Origin of the sequence: Flavobacterium gelidilacus DSM 15343 (assembly GCF_000422685.1) — a bacterium.
Classification (GTDB): Bacteria; Bacteroidota; Bacteroidia; order Flavobacteriales; family Flavobacteriaceae; genus Flavobacterium; species Flavobacterium gelidilacus.
The window spans coordinates 231,229-248,996 of record NZ_AUGN01000004.1; the positions used below are offsets into that span (position 1 = coordinate 231,229).

At 30.3% G+C, this 17,768-nt stretch carries 14 protein-coding genes; 11 read left to right on the forward strand and 3 right to left on the reverse strand.

The genetic code is table 11. From position 1 onward, the window contains the following. Nucleotides 1-4: 4 nt before the first annotated feature. The 10 genes from G507_RS0103885 to G507_RS17735 all read left to right on the forward strand — a co-directional run bounded on the left by G507_RS0103885 (nucleotide 5) and on the right by G507_RS17735 (nucleotide 13,906). Nucleotides 5-1,408 carry an Ig-like domain-containing protein gene (locus G507_RS0103885; RefSeq protein WP_026716255.1) on the forward strand — a complete coding sequence of 468 codons (1,404 nt, stop codon included), beginning with the start codon at nucleotides 5-7 and terminating at the stop codon, nucleotides 1,406-1,408. Between the two features lie 40 nt (nucleotides 1,409-1,448). After that, nucleotides 1,449-2,273 (forward strand): glycoside hydrolase family 16 protein, encoded by an 825-nt coding sequence (locus tag G507_RS0103890; protein WP_026716256.1) that lies wholly within the window; start codon nucleotides 1,449-1,451, stop codon nucleotides 2,271-2,273. A 124-nt stretch (nucleotides 2,274-2,397) separates the two neighbouring features. After that, nucleotides 2,398-5,868, forward strand: coding sequence for a hypothetical protein (locus tag G507_RS0103895; RefSeq protein ID WP_026716257.1), 3,471 nt, complete (start codon nucleotides 2,398-2,400; stop codon nucleotides 5,866-5,868). 4 nt (nucleotides 5,869-5,872) lie between these two features. Further along, a complete protein-coding gene (locus G507_RS0103900) occupies nucleotides 5,873-7,159 on the forward strand; it encodes a glycosyl hydrolase family 17 protein (RefSeq protein WP_084518926.1) in 1,287 nt (428 codons plus the stop codon). Nucleotides 7,160-7,163: 4 nt separating this feature from the next. Next, entirely contained in the window at nucleotides 7,164-8,654 is a 1,491-nt protein-coding gene (locus G507_RS0103905; protein WP_035665593.1) for a glycoside hydrolase family 30 protein, read from the forward strand. A 14-nt stretch (nucleotides 8,655-8,668) separates the two neighbouring features. Next, nucleotides 8,669-10,189 (forward strand): MFS transporter, encoded by a 1,521-nt coding sequence (locus G507_RS0103910; RefSeq protein ID WP_026716260.1) that lies wholly within the window; start codon nucleotides 8,669-8,671, stop codon nucleotides 10,187-10,189. A 1-nt stretch (nucleotide 10,190) separates the two neighbouring features. Further along, entirely contained in the window at nucleotides 10,191-11,120 is a 930-nt protein-coding gene (locus tag G507_RS0103915) for a glycoside hydrolase family 17 protein (protein WP_026716261.1), read from the forward strand. Beyond that, nucleotides 11,113-12,801 (forward strand): family 16 glycosylhydrolase, encoded by a 1,689-nt coding sequence (locus tag G507_RS17730; RefSeq protein WP_051191479.1) that lies wholly within the window; start codon nucleotides 11,113-11,115, stop codon nucleotides 12,799-12,801. Before G507_RS0103915 ends, G507_RS17730 begins: the two co-directional genes overlap by 8 nt. A 236-nt stretch (nucleotides 12,802-13,037) precedes the next feature. Then, nucleotides 13,038-13,622: an RNA polymerase sigma factor gene (locus tag G507_RS0103925; protein WP_026716262.1), complete on the forward strand. Its 585-nt coding sequence runs from the start codon at nucleotides 13,038-13,040 to the stop codon at nucleotides 13,620-13,622. A 140-nt stretch (nucleotides 13,623-13,762) separates the two neighbouring features. Next, nucleotides 13,763-13,906: a hypothetical protein gene (locus tag G507_RS17735; protein WP_169627276.1), complete on the forward strand. Its 144-nt coding sequence runs from the start codon at nucleotides 13,763-13,765 to the stop codon at nucleotides 13,904-13,906. An 83-nt stretch (nucleotides 13,907-13,989) separates the two neighbouring features. On the opposite strand, the gene G507_RS0103935 is transcribed toward G507_RS17735, so the two are convergent. Further along, nucleotides 13,990-14,646, reverse strand: coding sequence for an endonuclease III domain-containing protein (locus tag G507_RS0103935; RefSeq protein WP_026716263.1), 657 nt, complete (start codon nucleotides 14,644-14,646; stop codon nucleotides 13,990-13,992). A gap of 79 nt (nucleotides 14,647-14,725) precedes the next feature. Here G507_RS0103935 and bcp point away from each other — a divergent pair, with 79 nt between their 5' ends. Then, nucleotides 14,726-15,178, forward strand: a complete 453-nt coding sequence (gene bcp / locus G507_RS0103940) for a thioredoxin-dependent thiol peroxidase (protein WP_026716264.1) — start codon at nucleotides 14,726-14,728, stop codon at nucleotides 15,176-15,178. Nucleotides 15,179-15,221: 43 nt separating this feature from the next. On the opposite strand, the gene G507_RS0103945 is transcribed toward bcp, so the two are convergent. Then, nucleotides 15,222-16,169 (reverse strand): hypothetical protein, encoded by a 948-nt coding sequence (locus G507_RS0103945; protein ID WP_026716265.1) that lies wholly within the window; start codon nucleotides 16,167-16,169, stop codon nucleotides 15,222-15,224. A 111-nt stretch (nucleotides 16,170-16,280) separates the two neighbouring features. Beyond that, the gene (locus G507_RS0103950; RefSeq protein ID WP_026716266.1) at nucleotides 16,281-17,735 is read right to left on the reverse strand and encodes a hypothetical protein; all 1,455 of its coding nucleotides are present in this window, start codon (nucleotides 17,733-17,735) and stop codon (nucleotides 16,281-16,283) included. Between the last annotated feature and the right edge of the window lie 33 nt (nucleotides 17,736-17,768).

Here is a 17,768-nt window from a genome sequence, read left to right on the forward strand (position 1 = left end):
AAAAATGAAAAGGAAAAAATATAATTATTTTAGGTTCAGTTTAATTTTAGGCTTTGTACTACTAGTTAATATAAACTGTGATAGAGACTTATCTGATGATGCAGTTCAAACTGGTTTTTCATCAGCAGCCGAAATTTTTATAGATGGTTTTAGTAGTGGATTAGAGTATTATCCATATGAAAATTCAAAACTTGATGCTTTTACAGTTGATAGCCAAACAAAATACTCTGGTTCTTCGTCTATGCGTTTTGATGTTCCTAATTTTGGTGATGCGGAAGGTGCATTTGCTGGAGCAATATTTAGAGATGATAATGGAGGTAGAGATTTAACGCAGTATAATGCTTTAACATTTTGGGCAAAAGGTACTAAAGCAGGTAAAATCAATGAAATAGGTTATGGCCAAGATTTTGGAGAAAATAAATATGAAGTAAGCATACAAAACCTCCACTTAACAACCAATTGGAAAAAATATATTATTCCAATTCCAGATGCTTCAAAACTTACCCAAGAGAGAGGTATGTTCTGGTATGCAGAAGGACCTGAAGATGAAAATGGATATACTTTTTGGATTGATGAATTAAAATTTGAAAAACTAGGAACGATTTCACAAGGGCAAGTGTCTATACTAAATGGTAATAATCAAACTGAAACTTCTTATGTTGGTGTAAATTCTCTAATTGATGGTGTTACTGCCACATATAATTTAGCAAATGGAAACAATCAAACAATATCAATCAGTCCATCTTATTTGCAATTTAATTCTTCAAATACAGCTGTAGCTACTGTAGATTCTTCTGGTTCTGTAACTTCTCTAAGTACTGGAACTGCTCTTATAAATGCAACATTCGGAGGAGCTTCTGTAACAGGAAGTTTAACAATCAATTGTGCTGGTGCATTTGTTCACGCTCCAACTCCTACAAAAAGTCAAGCAAATGTAATTTCACTTTTTTCAGATGTTTATTCAAATGTTCCTGTAAATTATTATAATGGTTATTGGCAACCTTGGCAGACAACTGTTTCTAATGATTTCTCTGTTCAAGGAGATAATATATTAAATTATACAATATTTAATTTTGTAGGTATCGAATATAGTAGTCCAACAGTAGATGCAACTGCAATGACTCACGTTCATTTAGATGTTTTCATTCCAGGATCAATTGCTCCAGGAAGGCAATTAAGAGTTCTAGTTGTAGATTTTGGTGCAGATGGTGTGTTTGGAGGTGGCGACGACACAAGACATTCTACAACTTTCACAGCTCCAACTTTAGTATCCCAAAATTGGATATCTATAGATATTCCTTTTTCTACGATGCCTACGTTAGCTAGTAGATCACACCTTGCACAACTTATTTTAGAAGGTGGAGATGGTTCCTTAATTTATGTAGATAATATTTATTATTATAATTGATTCTAATCCAAGCACTAATAAAAATTTAAAAAAATAAAAAATGAATATATATATTAAAAATAGTTGCAAATCTTTTTTCCTTTTTGGCACATTTTCATTGTTGCTAAGTTGTTCTGCAGATGAAAAACAAACAGTAACAACCTTAGATAAATTAGTATTACAAGATGAATTTAGTGTTGATGGGGCACCAGACAGCGCTTTATGGAATTACGATATTGGAAAAGGACCTGGTGGAGATGGCTGGGGTAACAACGAACTTCAATATTATACAGACAGGCCTGAAAATATTAAAGTAGAAAATGGGATGTTAAAAATAACAGCTATTCAAGAACTTTACATGGGTTCTGGATATACTTCTGCAAGAATTACTACAAAAGGTAAATTTGAACAAAAATACGGTCGTTTCGAAGCTAGAATGAAATTGCCATCTGGTAAAGGTTTGTGGCCAGCTTTTTGGATGTTAGGAAGTAACATTGATATCAATAGTTGGCCTCAATGTGGTGAAATTGATATTATGGAAAACAAAGGAAGTCAGCCTTTAACTGTTTCTGGAGCACTGCATGGACCAGGTTATTCTGGAGGTACAGCAATAACAAAATCGTATAGTTTTACAAATAGTAGAGTTGATACTGATTTTCATATATATGGTGTAGAATGGGGTCCAAATTATGTAAATTTTTACATAGATAGTGTTTTATATAATCAAATTACTCCAGAGGATGCAACCGGAGAATGGGTTTTTAATTCCAATCCATTTTACATGCTTCTTAATCTTGCAGTTGGTGGAAACTTTGATGGAGCGCCAAATAGTAATACCGTTTTTCCTCAAGAAATGTTAATAGATTACGTAAGAGTATATCAATAGAAAAAAATAAAAAAAATATTTAATAAGGTATTTAAAATATTTAAATCAGGCTTTTTTTAATGCCTGATTAAGTTTTTTAATGCCTAATATTAAAATAACAGTATAGAATTCTTTAAAAAAAATTATGAGTAATAGTCAAACCATAAGTGTTGAAAATGAAAAGGAAAATAAAAAGGTATCTATGGATGTCATTTTATTAGAAGGTGAAAAATATTATAAAATAGCCAACAACGATGCTATGCGTCCTTTTTTTATGAGTATTGTAAGTGATTCCAATCACTGGATGTTTATTTCTAGTAATGGAGGGTTAACAGCTGGTAGAAAAAATGCCGAATTTGCACTTTTTCCTTATTACACTGATGATAAGATTACAGAATCTTTTGATTTAACAGGAAGTAAATCTATTTTTCAAATTCATTTTAATAATAAAATTCATGTTTGGGAACCTTTTTCTGAACGTTTTTCAGTTAATAAATACGCAATTTCTCGAAATTTATACAAAAACCTTTACGGAAATAAAGTAATTTTTGAAGAAGTAAACCACGATTTAGAAATCACTTATCGTTATCAATGGAATTCAAGTGATAAATATGGATTTGTTAGAAAATCTGAATTAATTAATGATTCTGAAAACGAATATAAAATTGAATTAATTGACGGAATTCAAAACATTATGCCTTATGGTGTAAGTAGTGATTTGCAAAATGCAGCTAGTAACTTAGTTGATGCTTATAAAAGAAGTCAGTTACATCAAAAAAGTGGTTTAGGAATTTTTGCTTTAAGTGCAATTATCGTAGATAAAGCAGAACCAAGTGAAGCTTTAAAGTCAAATATTGTTTGGTCTTTAGGATTAGATAATCCAAATTATTTGGTTTCTTCTCTGCAGCTTTCAAACTTTAGAAATAAACTAAAAGTTACTCCAGAAAATGATGTTAAAGGTGAAAAAGGAGCTTATTTTTTAAATACTGAAATCACTTTAAAAGAGAATTCAAATCATGAATGGATGATGGTTGCCAACGTAAATCAAGATCATTCTGATGTGGCTCAAACCATTAATACCATTCAAACTGAAAAAAATATCCAAGAATTAATTAATCAAGATATTGAATTAGGTACTAAAAAATTAATTGCTCTAAATGCTTCATCAGATGCTTTGCAATTAACCAACGACAATTTAAGAGATACGCGTCATTTTGCCAATACATTATTCAATATCATGCGTGGTGGAATTTTCGATTTCAATTACCAAATAGAAAAGCAAGATTTTCTTAAATATATTGAGAAAGGAAACAAACTGGTTTTTCAAAAATTAGAAAAAATCTTAAATAATTTACCAGAATTATTTTCGCTAGAAACTTTAAAAGAATTTGCTTCTAAACAAAAGAATTCAGATTTCGAGCGTTTGAGTTTAGAATATTTACCCCTAAAATTTAGCAGAAGACACGGTGATCCAAGCCGTCCATGGAATAAATTTTCAATCAATACGCAAAGTGAAATTGATGGTTCAAAAATATTAGATTACGAAGGAAACTGGAGAGATATTTTCCAAAATTGGGAAGCTTTAGCGCATTCTTTTCCTGACTTTATTGAAAATATGATTCATAAATTCTTAAACGCAACCACTTTTGACGGATACAATCCGTACCGTGTAACAAAAGATGGTTTTGATTGGGAAACTGTTGAAGAAGATAATCCCTGGTCATATATTGGATATTGGGGTGATCATCAAATCATTTATTTGTTAAAGTTCTTAGAAATAATTGAAAAGCATCAACCCAAAAAATTAGAAGCCTATTTTAATAAAGATATTTTCGTGTATGCTAATGTACCTTATGTTATCAAATCTTATGAAGATATTCTAAAACATCCAAAAGACACCATTGAATTTAATCACAAATTAGATGAACAAATTCGTGAAGAAAGAAATAAAATTGGAGCTGATGGTGCATTATTAAAAGACTCAAATGGTGAAATCTATAAGGTAAACTTCATAGAAAAAATGTTGGCTACGGTTTTGGCTAAAATGTCAAACTTCATTCCAGAAGGCGGAATTTGGTTAAACACACAACGACCTGAATGGAATGATGCCAACAATGCATTAGTTGGAAATGGAGTTTCAATGGTAACTTTATATTACTTGAGAAGATTCTTAAATTATTTCGAAAATTTAGTTGAAAATTCTGAAATAGAAAGTATTAAACTTTCAAATGAAATGGTAGAATTTTATCATTCAATAAGAGAGAATTTAATAAAACATGAGTCTTTATTAAAAGGGAAATTCAATGATTCAGACAGAAAAGTAATTTTAGACGCTCTTGGAAAAGCAGCTTCAGAATATCGTAATCAAGTCTATCAAAATGGGTTTTGGGGAAATAAAAGAACCCATTCCATGGCTGGTTTAAAAAGATTTATTAAAGTAAGTTTGAAATTTATCGACCATTCTATTGAAGCAAATAAAAGAGAAGACAATCTCTATCATGCTTATAATTTAATGACAGTTGAAAACGAAAAAGAGGTTTCAATTTCTTATTTAAGCGAAATGCTAGAAGGTCAAGTGGCTGTTTTAAGTTCAGGCTATTTGTCTTCAAAAGAAGCCTTAAATGTTCTTGATGCACTAAAAAATAGTAAACTATTTAGAAAAGACCAATACAGTTACATTCTTTATCCAAATAAAGAATTACCAAATTTTATAGAGAAAAACAACATTTCAAAAGATGCTGTCTCAAAATCTGAGCTGCTTACAACTTTAGTAGCTAATAATAATACTCAAATCATTGAAAAAGACTGTTTTGGTGAATATCATTTCAATGGAAATTTCAAAAACGCAGCTGATTTAGAAAAAGCATTAGCATCATTAGCGAAAACTTCTTTTGCGACACAAGCTGAAAAAGATAAGAAACAAGTTTTACAAGCTTTTGAAGATGTTTTTAATCACAAATCATTTACGGGTCGTTCTGGAACTTTTTATGGTTATGAAGGTTTAGGTTCAATTTATTGGCACATGGTTTCTAAATTGCAATTAGCAGTTCAAGAATGTTGCTTAAAAGCAGTAGAAGAAAATGAATCAGCAGAAGTTATAGGAAGATTGTTAGAGCATTATTACGAAATTAATGAAGGAATTGGTGTACATAAATCACCAGCTTTATACGGAGCATTTCCAACCGATCCATATTCACATACACCAGCAGGAAAAGGAGCACAGCAACCAGGAATGACAGGTCAAGTAAAAGAAGATATATTAAGCCGATTTGGAGAACTTGGTGTCTTTGTAAAAAATGGAAACCTATATTTTAATCCATGTTTATTGCGTAAAGATGAGTTTCTTGTAGCAACTAAAACATTTAATTATGTGGATTTAAATTTCAATCCAAAAGCTATTGAAATAGAATCAAATTCGCTTTGTTTTACTTATTGTCAAATTCCGGTTATTTATAAAATATCCAACCAAAAAAGTATAGAAGTTGTCTACAATGACACCACAAATAAAAAGTTTGATGCTTTAATTCTAGATGATAAAACAAGCAAACAAGTTTTTGAAAGAACAAATGAAATAGATCATATTGTAGTAAACGTCATAGAAAACGAATTAAAATAATAAAATGAATAGTAACTCTTTATTACATCTGAAATTAGGAATTAAATCTATTGCTCTACTAGCAATGCTTTTGATTGTAGTTTCATGTAAAAAAGTGACTAAGATCAATAATGCCCCAAAAACTAAAGAAGTGACCGCAAAAGACATATTAGGAAATCCAAACTACTTAGCCATTTGTTATGGAGGTTATCGAAAGAATAGTAGAGAAATTCAACCAACTATAGCACAATTAAAAGAAGATTTACTGATTTTAGCTGCCATGAATATAAAAGTTGTTCGTACTTATAATGTTCATTTAGCACATGCTTCAAATGTTTTAAAAGCAATTGCTGAGTTAAAAAAAGAAGATCCTGATTTCGAAATGTACTTAATGTTAGGGGCTTGGATTGACTGCCAAAATGCGTGGACAGATTTAGAAAAAAATCATGATGTAGAAAGCGAAAGAAATGCTATCGAAATTGATGAAGCTGTCAGATTAGCCAATAAATATCCAGAAATTGTAAAAATTATTGCTGTTGGAAATGAAGCAATGGTCAAATGGGCAGAAGAATATTTTGTGCAACCTAATGTAATTTTAAAATGGGTAAATCATTTACAAAAGCTTAAAAAAGATAATAAATTATCAAAGGATTTGTGGATTACTTGTTCGGATGATTTTGCCTCTTGGGGTGGATTAGACGATACTTATAAAGTAAAAGATTTAGAAGATTTAGTTAAAGCTGTAGATTATGTTTCTATGCATACGTATCCTTTTCACAACACACATTATAATCCTGAATTTTGGAAAATACCAAATCATCAAGGCAACTTACCAAAAAAGGATTTAACGGATGCAGCAATGAATAGAGCCGTATTATTTGCTAAAAACCAATACAATGCTGTTCAAAATTATGTAAGAAGTATTAGTCCTAACAAACCAATTCATATTGGAGAAACAGGTTGGGCTTCAAGTTCGGATGGTTTTTATGGAAATGAAGGTTCTAAAGCTTCAGACGAATATAAACAAGCCTATTATTATAATGCCATGAGAGAATGGACCAACAAAGAAGGAATTTCATGTTTTTTCTTTGAAGCATTTGATGAACCATGGAAAGATAGTGGAAATCCTTTAGGATCTGAAAATCATTTCGGAATTTTTACTGTGGATGGAAAAGCAAAATATGCCTTATGGAAATATGTTGATGATAAGGCTTTTGAAAAATTACAACGAAACGGAAAATCAATAACTAAAACGTTTAAGGGTAACAGCGAAAACCTAATGAAAACGGTTTTAACTCCACCAAGACATTAAGATTATGAACAATATAAAATACTTATTTTTCACCTTTTTAATTTTGACAATGATCAATTGTGATAAAAAAAATGATGCTTTACAAGTAGAGGTTTATGAAACTTCTGAAGCAGGAAACTCTTTAACAAAAGTTACAGAATTTGCTAAAAGTGATAGTCTAATTACTATTAACTTAAATTCAGATGAAAAATTTCAAACAATTACTGGTTTTGGAGGATCTTTTACGGAATCTTCGGCTTATTTACTCAATCGTTTGAGCAAAGAAAATCGCAAAAAAGTACTTGACGCTTATTTTAGTGAAGAAGGAGCAAATTACTCATTAACTAGAACTCACATAGCATCATGCGACTTTTCATTAAGCAATTATACCTATGCTAAAGTCGAAAATGACATGACATTGGAAAACTTTACTATTGAAGATGATAAAGATGATTTAATTCCAATGATATTAGATGCAAAAGCGATTTCAAAAGACGGATTTAAAATTATTTCTTCACCATGGTCTTGTCCACCTTGGATGAAAGACAATAAAAATTTTGTAGGTGGAAAATTATTACCCGAATACAATGATGTTTTTGCTTTGTATTTTTCTAAATATTTAACGGCTTATAAAAAAGAAGGAATTGATATTTGGGGTGTAACAGTAATCAACGAACCTCACGGAAATGGAAATAATTGGGAAAGCACTCATTTTTCTCCTAAAGAAATGACAGATTTTGTTCAGAATCATTTAGGTCCAAAATTAGAAAAAGACGGTTGGGGAAAAACTAAAATATTAGGGTACGACCAAAACCGAGCTGGAATAAAAGAATGGGCAGACGAAATGTATAGAGATGAAAAATCTTCTAAATACTTTGCAGGAATGGCCATTCACTGGTATGAAAGTACCTATGAAGTTTTCCCAGAAGATTTACAATATGCTCATAATAAAGCACCCAACAAATACTTAATTGAAACAGAAGGCTGTATAGATTCTGAAATTCCACATTGGCAAGATGATGCTTGGTATTGGAAAAAAGAAGCTACCGATTGGGGTTGGGACTGGGCAAGCGAAAAAGATAAATACTTGCATCCAAAATATGCTCCTGTAAATCGTTACGCCAATGACATTATAGGTTGTTTAAATAATCATGTTGATGGTTGGATTGATTGGAATATGGTTTTAGACCGACAAGGAGGTCCAAATTGGTTCAAAAACTGGTGTGTTGCTCCTGTAATTGTAGATCCAGAAAAAGACGAAGTTTACTTTACACCTTTATATTATACAATGGCCCATTTTAGCAAATTTATGAGACCTGGTGCAGTAAAAATTGGTTGTGTAATTGATTCAAAAGATGTGGTTTCTACAGCAGTAAAAAATCCAAACGGAAGTATTGCAGTAGCTATTTTTAATCCGACAGACACAAATTATAGTATAGAATTAAATTTAAAAAACAAGAAAACAACAATAACTATTCCTGCAAAAGCTTTGCAAACAGTACTTATTAAAGGTTAAATAAAAAATATAATATGACACAAGTCAAACTCTCTAATACTGAAAAAGTACCAATGCTTCAAAAAGCTGCTTTTGGTTCAGGACATTTAGTTAATAACTTATTACCTGGAGCATTAGGTGTATTTTCATTTTTCTTGATAACCGCTTTTGGAATTGAACCTGCTATTGCGGGGTTATTAGCTGCAATTCCAAGATTTTTTGATGCCTTATCAGATCCAATTATGGGTTTTATCACAGATAATACATCATCAAGATGGGGAAGAAGAAGACCCTACATATTTGTTGGAGCTATATTATCTTCAATTCTGTTTGTAATTCAATGGCAAATGTTTGAAGAAAATGGATCTGCTTATAATTTCTGGTATTTCTTATCATTTTCAATTCTATTCATTTTTGCTAATACCATTTTTTCTACACCACTTATTGGAATGGGGTATGAAATGACTTCCGACACCAAAGAAAGAACAAGATTAATGGGAATTGCCAATATGGTAGGACAAATATCTTGGATGATTGTTCCTTTGTTTTGGGTATTAATTGCCAATAAAGATTTGTTTGCTACTCAAGCAGATGGTGTTCGAACTTTATCGCTTTACGTTGGTTTTGCTTGTTTGATTTTTGGTATTTTGCCAGCTTTATTCTGTAGAGAGATAGATGTTTCTGATGATGATAGTAAAGCAAAAATAACCTTTAAAAATTTAGCAGGTAATCTTAAAATATTAATACAGAACATTAAAAACATGACTAAAAACATGCCTTTTATGCGTTTGTGTGGAGCAACATTTTTAGTGTTCAATGGTTTTCAGATGGTAGCTTCTTTTAGTTATTTTATTATTGTCTTTTATATGTATAACGGAAGTTATGAAATGGCTGGAACTGTACCTGCTATATTTTCTATTTTAGGAGCTTTCGCAACTGCGGTTATAATAATTCCAATAGTTTCTTGGATGGCAAATAAATATGGAAAAAGAAATGCATTTATAATTTCAACATTTATTTCAATAATTGGATATATACTAAAATGGTGGGGTTTTGTTGTGGTAGACGAAAATACGGCTGTGCTTTTCAATGATGTAATATTACAAGTGGGTGTAGTTAAGTTTTCTTTAGAAATGCCAATAATATTACTATTACCAATTCCTTTTATGGCATTTGGATTAGGAGGATTATTTACATTAATGATGAGTATGACTGCAGATGTTTGTGACTTAGATGAATTAAGAAACGGTTTGCCAAGAAGAGAAGGAACATTTGGAGCCGTTTATTGGTGGATGGTGAAAATTGGGCAATCTATTGCGTTAGCATTAGGTGGATTAGTTTTAACAATAGTAGGGTTTGATGCAGGGAACTCAGTTCAAACTTTAGAAACCATGAATGACTTAAGAGTTGCGGATATAATCATACCTTCTCTAACAGCTGGACTGGCTGTCTGGATAATGTGGAATTATAGCCTTAATGAAGACAGAGTCAGTAAAATCAAAAAAGAATTAGAAGAGAGAAGAGCTGAAAAAAAGAAAAAATTAAATACTCAATAAAATGTCATTTAGAAAAGATTATTTTAATTACGCGGAATCTATTGATTATAACAATACTGATTACACAAATGGTTTTGATTTTACTGAGCAATCTGCAGAAGAAATCAAGAATCATTTTGTAGAAGTATTAGATGCTGGAATGCACGGAATATGTTTCAGCTTATATGAAGATGGACAAAAGCCTGGTGACATTATTTCAGAAGAACAAGTAAGAAGAAGAATGAAAATCATTGCTCCCTACACAAAATGGGTACGCTCTTTTTCTTGTACGGAAGGAAATGAATTTATTCCTAAAATAGCCAAAGAAATGGGGATTAAAACCCTCGTTGGAGCTTGGTTAGGACATGATCCAAAAGTAAATGAAAAAGAAATTGTAGGTTTAATTCAATTGGCAAAGGAAGGCTTTGTAGATATAGCTGCTGTTGGTAACGAAGTTATGTACAGAAAAGATTTATCTGAAGACGAATTATTAGATTTTATAGCAAGAGTTAAAAAAGAAATTCCAACAAATATTCCTGTCGGATATGTTGATGCTTATTATGAATTCACCATAAAGCCAAGAATAACTGAAGCTTGTGACGTTATATTAACCAATTGTTATCCTTATTGGGAAGGTTGTGAAATGGATTATTCTTTAGCACATATGAAGAGTATGTTTTATCAAGCTTTAGAGGCTGGAAAAGGCAAAAAAATAATCATTACTGAAACAGGTTGGCCAAGTAAAGGGGAAAGTTTTAAAGGTTCACATCCTTCAGAAGAAAATGCCATGAAATATTTTATCAACTCTCAACTTTGGTCTAGAGAAGCAAATATTGATATTTTCTATTTTTCTTCTTTTGATGAATCATGGAAAACAGGTCCAGAAGGTGAAGTTGGTGCGCATTGGGGTGTTTGGGATAAAAACGAAAATTTAAAATATACAGATGAATAATATAAAAAATACAGTATTATTATTTCTATTTACAACTTTATGTTTTGCTCAGGTTGATGTGACTTATAACGATTTGGTATGGTCGGATGAGTTTTCTACTAATGGAGCCGTTAATTCGAGCAATTGGTTTCATCAAACTCAGATTCCTTCAGGAGGAAATTGGTATAACGGAGAACAACAACATTATACAAATCAATTATCAAATTCTTTTGTAGACGCAGGTTTTCTTAATATAGTTGCAAAAAAAGAGACATTCACAGATCAAGGATATACAAAACAATACACTTCGGCACGATTAAATTCTAAGTTTGCTTTTTTATATGGAAGGATAGATGTACGTGCAAAAATTCCAGTTGCTCAAGGTACATGGCCTGCAATTTGGACGCTAGGGAAAAATATAAATGAAGATGGTGGTTTTTTTGATGCCATTTACGGTACTACCAATTGGCCAGCTTGTGGAGAAATTGATATCATGGAATATGGAATCACTCCATCACAACCTACAAATTATATTCAAAGTGCTCTTCATACACCTTCTTCTTTTGGAAACACAACAAATGTAGGTGGAACAATTGCTTCTAATTTAGGAAATGATTTTCACGTTTATTCTATGAATTGGTCACCTTATCAAATTAGTTTTTTGATAGATAACGTCATTTTTTACACTTATAATCCTGCAGTTAAAAATGCAAGTAATTGGCCTTTTAATTCAGAACAATATATGTTGTTAAATATTGCAATGGGAGGAGTTGCAGGATCAATACCTTCAAGTTTTACGCAAAGTACGATGGAAATTGATTACGTTAGAGTTTATCAAAACACATTAGTTGATAATCAAGCGCCAACTAATTTTACAGCTTCAATTGGAGCAGTTACAAGTTCTTCAATAGAATTACTTCTTAATGCTGACGATAATTCCGGAACAGTGGTCTACACTATTGCTTATGGTAGCGAAACATTTACATTTGCCAATACGTCTGGTGTTCAAAAATCAGTCATTATTCCAAATTTACAGTCTAATACAAATTACATTTTTTCAGTATCAGCAAGTGATATAGCCAATAATAATTTTATAAATAATCCTATAAGCCTTACAGCTACAACTTTAGGAACAACGGCTTGTGCTGGATCAGATACTGAAGCACAACAAGGTTCATTTTCGTTGGGATATAATTACGCTTTTGAAACTCTTGGAAGCAATGTAAAAGTGACTTTTGAAATGTTAGATACAGATAAAGTAGGTGTTGTAGCTTATTTATGGAGACAAAGCCCATTTATGGAAACGCAAATGACAAATGTTTCTGGAAATACTTTTACAAATACCATTACAGGTTTAACTTCTGGACAAACAATTAGTTATGCAGTTAAATTTGCCTATATGGGAGGTTTGTCTGTAACAAAATATTTTACTTATGTAGTTGGAGATAACTGTACGTTGGGACAAGAAACTATTTCTAAATTAGATAGATTTACATTTTTAAATCCAGTAACAGATTATTTAACCGTTTCTTCAATTGATTCTATTGATAAATTAGAAATATATAATTTAGCTGGTAATTTGGTTATGAAAGTATCACCGGAGAGCAATGAAATTGATATAAAACAACTTTCAAAAGGAATATATTTATTAGCTATTTATTCAGAAAATAGAAAAATCATTAAAAAAATGATTGTGAATTAAAAATAGCTGTTTAACTATTTCTGTACTTTAAGCTTATTACGTTTAACAATAAAAACGCTAATTTTTATTCAAAAAAGTACATTTTTATCACTTTTTTGAATAAAAGTTTGAGTTATATTTGGATTTTAAGAAATATTTATGTTACATTTGAAGCATAAATAATTCCAACATTCATTAGCCTATAGCAAAAAAATACTTTTTAAAAATTACTTAACCCAAATTTAAAAGGTATTATTATGGCTAATAATCAACTCCCTGACGGAATTTTAGTGCAGCAATATGTATCAGGAAATGAACAAGCCCTGTCACATTTAATAGAAAGACATCAATCAAGAATATACGGATTCATTTATTCTAAATTAAATGATCGTGATTTATGCGATGATATTTTTCAGGACACTTTTATTAAAGTAATCAAAAATCTTAAAACAAAATCATACAACGAGGAAGGTAAATTTCTTCCGTGGGTAATTCGTATTGCTCATAATCTTATTGTTGACCATTATCGTAAAAACAAGAAAATGCCAATGACTAGAGAAACAGAAACCTATTCTATTTTTGAATTTATCAAAGACAACTCTTCCACTATTGAAGGGCAAATGATAACCGAACAAGTAGAAGAAGACTTAAAACGTTTAATCGAAGAATTACCAAATGATCAAAAAGAAGTTTTAGTAATGCGTATGTATGAGGATTTAAGTTTCAAAGAAATTTCAGAACAAACAGGAGTAAGTATTAACACTGCATTAGGAAGAATGCGTTATGCTCTAATGAATTTAAGAAAATTAATAGAGAAAAATCAGATTGTTTTGACAAATTAGAATTTGTTTAGTTATGTTTATACTTTAAGAGTCATTCTGATATTCTCAAAATGGCTCTTTTATTTTGCGAAATAAATAATTTTAACATTTATACAATATTTATTTTTCATTTTCGTTATAGTATAAACAAACAAATATTTATGGCAAAAATTTACTCTAAAGAAAAATTAGCGTCTTCAAAAATGTTACCTAAAAAAGAAACTATTCAATTGATTTTAAGTTATTCAGCAGCATTCAATGTTGTTAAAGTTGGAAAATTAAATTTTGAATTTGTAGCTAATTAAAGAAAAATCCTGATAGAAAATATCAGGATTTTTTTTTGATTTTTTGTCATTCTTAATTTAGTTCAGAAATTAGAAAAGTAACTTTATTTCAATTTCTTATTATACTCATTCAAAACAGATTTTCTGCCAATAGTTTTGGTAATAATATCTTTCTCTAAATTCCATCCACGAGCTTGCGAATATTCTCTTCCATACCAAATGATTTGCAAATGTAACTCGTTCCATAATTCTCTAGGAAATATAGCCTTAGCATCTTTCTCGGTTTGAACTACGTTTTTTCCATTCGTTAAATTCCAACGATACATTAATCTGTGAATATGTGTGTCTACAGGAAAAGCTGGAACTCCAAAAGCTTGACTCATAACAACACTTGCTGTTTTATGTCCCACAGCAGGCAATTCTTCTAAATATTCAAAACTCTGAGGCACTTCACCATTATGTTTGTCAATCAAAATATGTGATAAACCATAAATTCCTTTAGATTTCATTGGCGATAAACCACAAGGACGAATTATTTCTTTAATTTCTTCCACAGACATTTTTATCATATCGTATGGATTATCCGCTTTTGCAAAAAGAATAGGAGTTATCTGATTCACACGCACATCTGTACATTGTGCAGACAACAAAACTGCAATCAAAAGCGTATAAGGGTCTTTATGATCTAACGGAATCGGAATTTCAGGATATAAGTCATTTAACGTATTTATAACAAAAGTTGCTCGCTCTTTCTTGGTCATTTTTGTAAATTTGAAATGTAAAATTAAACAATTGCAAACTCAAGTACAAATTCAATAATAATTTATAAACTACAATATAATGACAACTTTAAAAACAGGTGACAAAGCACCAAACTTTTCAGGATTAGACCAAAACGGAAAGCAACATGAATTAGCTGATTATAAAGGAAAAAAATTAGTAGTTTTCTTTTATCCAAAGGCAAGTACCCCTGGTTGTACAGCAGAAGCATGTGATTTAAGAGATAACTTCAATAAATTTGAAACTCAAAATTATGCTTTATTAGGAGTAAGTGCAGATAGTGCTAAAGCACAAACAAAATTCATAGAAAAATATGATTTACCTTTTCCATTACTAGCTGACGAAGAAAAAAGTGTTATCAATGCATTTGGAGTTTGGGGACCAAAAAAATTCATGGGAAAAGAATATGATGGTATTCACAGAACCACTTTCATTATTGATGAAAAAGGAATTATTGAAGAAGTTATTGAAAAAGTAAAAACTAAGGAGCATGCTGCTCAAATTTTGAAGTAAAAACCACAAAAATTTTAATCTATAAAATAGAAATAGAATTCACTCAATCATAAGTTATGAGTTCTATTTCTATTTTTTCTATTCTTTTACCATCTTCATTATTAACTTGAATGTTACTTTCTCTTAAACTTACTATTTTACTCGGAATTCCAGGATAATAAAAGTACTCAAAAATGTTTTTGTCTTCAATTAAAAATACAGCTTCTTTCATTAATTTTTCTAACTCATTGCTTTTTAAATTCATTTTTGCAAAAACTTCAGCTAAAATTCTTGATGTATCTTCTTTATCTAAAGTCATTTCATGTTTAAAAATACAGAACCCTTCTTCTGTATCAACTTTTTCAAAAAATAATTTAGCATTTGCTTTTATTGGATTTCCTCCAAACATATTAGGTATTTCCTCTTCGAATTCTATAATTTCTTTCGTATCAAACTCTAAACCCATTGGGAAATGAAAATATTGAATTTCTTTTAAAATTAATTGTTCAATACCTTCTTTAGAATTGTAAATATCTTGAAATGGTTTAAGAGCTTCTTTTATTTCTTTTCCTTTTTCGTCTTTTGCATAGGATTTAATGATGTCGTCAAAAATATTTTTATATAATTTACTAACTTCTTTCCAATTAACAATTTCTTGAAAAACTCCAGTTTCACTTGTTTTATAAATAATGTCAATATTCTTATTTTTTGATATTTTTTTTAATATATCTTCATCTAAATTTAAGTTTGAATTTAAGTCATTTTCAAAACTCCATTTTATAGTATAAGAAGTTGGTGTAGATTTTAAAACCAAAAAGTTTGCATTATAACTTTGTATTTTATTCTCGGTTAATACTTCTTTTTTCCATTTTTGTTTCGTTTTTGTAACCTTATAATCATAACTGTCACCTTCTTCCCAATAAGCTACAAAAGCAATATTTGTTGAATCTGTTTGAGCAAATAATGGAAAAGAGAATAAAAATAAAATAAGAATAAGTGATGTTTTATACATAATAGAGTATTTTAATACAAATAAATTTCTGTTTCAAATATAGATTATTAAAATAAAAAATCCTCATTTAAATTTATAAATGAGGATTTTGTAAAGTTATATTTTAAGTTTCTATTTTTTTACTTCACAATGTTCTAAGAAACCAAAAAGATTATCTTTCTTAATTAATTCTGGCACACCTTCTGGAACATTATCTTCCCAACCAGGTTCATTAGCACAAATTTGTTTTAGAACTTCTCTAGAGAATATTTTTAAGTTATTCTTTTCATAATTTTCTATATCAACCACTTTTCCATTGTAAGCAAAGAATTTATATAACTCTTTCATACGTGGATGAACTTTTAAGTTTTGAGAATTAATAATTTCACCATCTTCTCCTTCCATTGGATATAAATATACTTTTAAATCTCTGTAAAACAGTTTTCCAAAAGCTTCCAAAATTCCACCACTTAAATGACGGTAATATTTCTCATCAAAGATATCTACTAAGTTATTAACACCCATAGCTAATCCCATGCGAGCTTTAGTAAAAGTAGAGAAATACTCAACTACTTTATAATATTCTTGGAAATTCGATATCATTACCGTTTGTCCTAATGAACAAAGCAACTCTGCTCTATCCATAAAGTCACGCTCATCAATTTCTCCTTCAGAACGTAAATTAGATAATGTAATCTCAAAAATCACATATGTATTGTCTTTATCAACTTTGTTTTCTTGCACAAACATTTCTAGCGAACGTTTGTACATATTCATATTGACTTTAGTTACAGGTCTAAAACTTCCTCTTAAAGCAAGAATATTTTTTTTGTATAAAACAGCTGCTGGAAGTATGTTTTTTCCTTCTGGATTAAACATTACAGCATCAGTCATTCCGTTTTTAACCAATTGTAAACTCATTAATCGATTGTCAACATTTTCAAAACGTGGTCCAGAAAAGTTGATAGAATCAATTTCTAATTGGTCTTTATCTAAATGGTCATATAAATAGCGTAATAATTTTTTGGGATCATTGTATTTATAAAATGCACCATAAATTAAGTTTACACCTAAAGTACCAAGTGTTTCTTGTTGTAATTTTGCATCAGTTTCTTTAAAACGAATGTGTAAAATTATTTCATTATAGGCTTCGTTTGGTTCAACTTGATAATTAATTCCAACCCAACCATGACCTTTAAATTTTTTAGCAAAATCAATTGTTGCAACAGTATTGGCATAACTAAAAAACATCTTATTTGGATGTGTTTCACGCTTTAAGCGTTGCTCCATTAAATCAGTTTCATGCGCTAACATTTTACGCAAACGACTTTCAGTTACATATCTACCATCTATTTCTTCACCATAAATTGCATCACTAAAGTCTTTGTCATAAGCTGACATTGCCTTTGCAATTGTTCCCGATGAACCACCTGCTCTAAAAAAATGACGAACCGTTTCTTGTCCAGCACCAATTTCGGCAAAAGTTCCATAAATATGTTCGTTCAGATTTATACGCAATGCCTTGTCTTTTAGCGAAGGTATTTGCTCTATCTCTTTGTCTCCTCTTAATTTAATTTCAGTCACAATTGTAGTTTTTATTGTAAAACGTTTTACAAAGGT

Bases quoted from the DNA above. Each gene is read 5' to 3' on its own strand.
- G507_RS0103885 (WP_026716255.1), top strand. From the start codon at position 5: ATGAAAAGGAAAAAATATAATTATTTTAGGTTCAGTTTAATTTTAGGC.
- G507_RS0103890 (WP_026716256.1), top strand. From the start codon at position 1,449: ATGAATATATATATTAAAAATAGTTGCAAATCTTTTTTCCTTTTTGGC.
- G507_RS0103895 (WP_026716257.1), top strand. From the start codon at position 2,398: ATGAGTAATAGTCAAACCATAAGTGTTGAAAATGAAAAGGAAAATAAA.
- G507_RS0103900 (WP_084518926.1), top strand. From the start codon at position 5,873: ATGAATAGTAACTCTTTATTACATCTGAAATTAGGAATTAAATCTATT.
- G507_RS0103905 (WP_035665593.1), top strand. From the start codon at position 7,164: ATGAACAATATAAAATACTTATTTTTCACCTTTTTAATTTTGACAATG.
- G507_RS0103910 (WP_026716260.1), top strand. From the start codon at position 8,669: ATGACACAAGTCAAACTCTCTAATACTGAAAAAGTACCAATGCTTCAA.
- G507_RS0103915 (WP_026716261.1), top strand. From the start codon at position 10,191: ATGTCATTTAGAAAAGATTATTTTAATTACGCGGAATCTATTGATTAT.
- G507_RS17730 (WP_051191479.1), top strand. From the start codon at position 11,113: ATGAATAATATAAAAAATACAGTATTATTATTTCTATTTACAACTTTA.
- G507_RS0103925 (WP_026716262.1), top strand. From the start codon at position 13,038: ATGGCTAATAATCAACTCCCTGACGGAATTTTAGTGCAGCAATATGTA.
- G507_RS17735 (WP_169627276.1), top strand. From the start codon at position 13,763: ATGGCAAAAATTTACTCTAAAGAAAAATTAGCGTCTTCAAAAATGTTA.
- G507_RS0103935 (WP_026716263.1), bottom strand. From the start codon at position 14,646: ATGACCAAGAAAGAGCGAGCAACTTTTGTTATAAATACGTTAAATGAC.
- bcp (WP_026716264.1), top strand. From the start codon at position 14,726: ATGACAACTTTAAAAACAGGTGACAAAGCACCAAACTTTTCAGGATTA.
- G507_RS0103945 (WP_026716265.1), bottom strand. From the start codon at position 16,169: ATGTATAAAACATCACTTATTCTTATTTTATTTTTATTCTCTTTTCCA.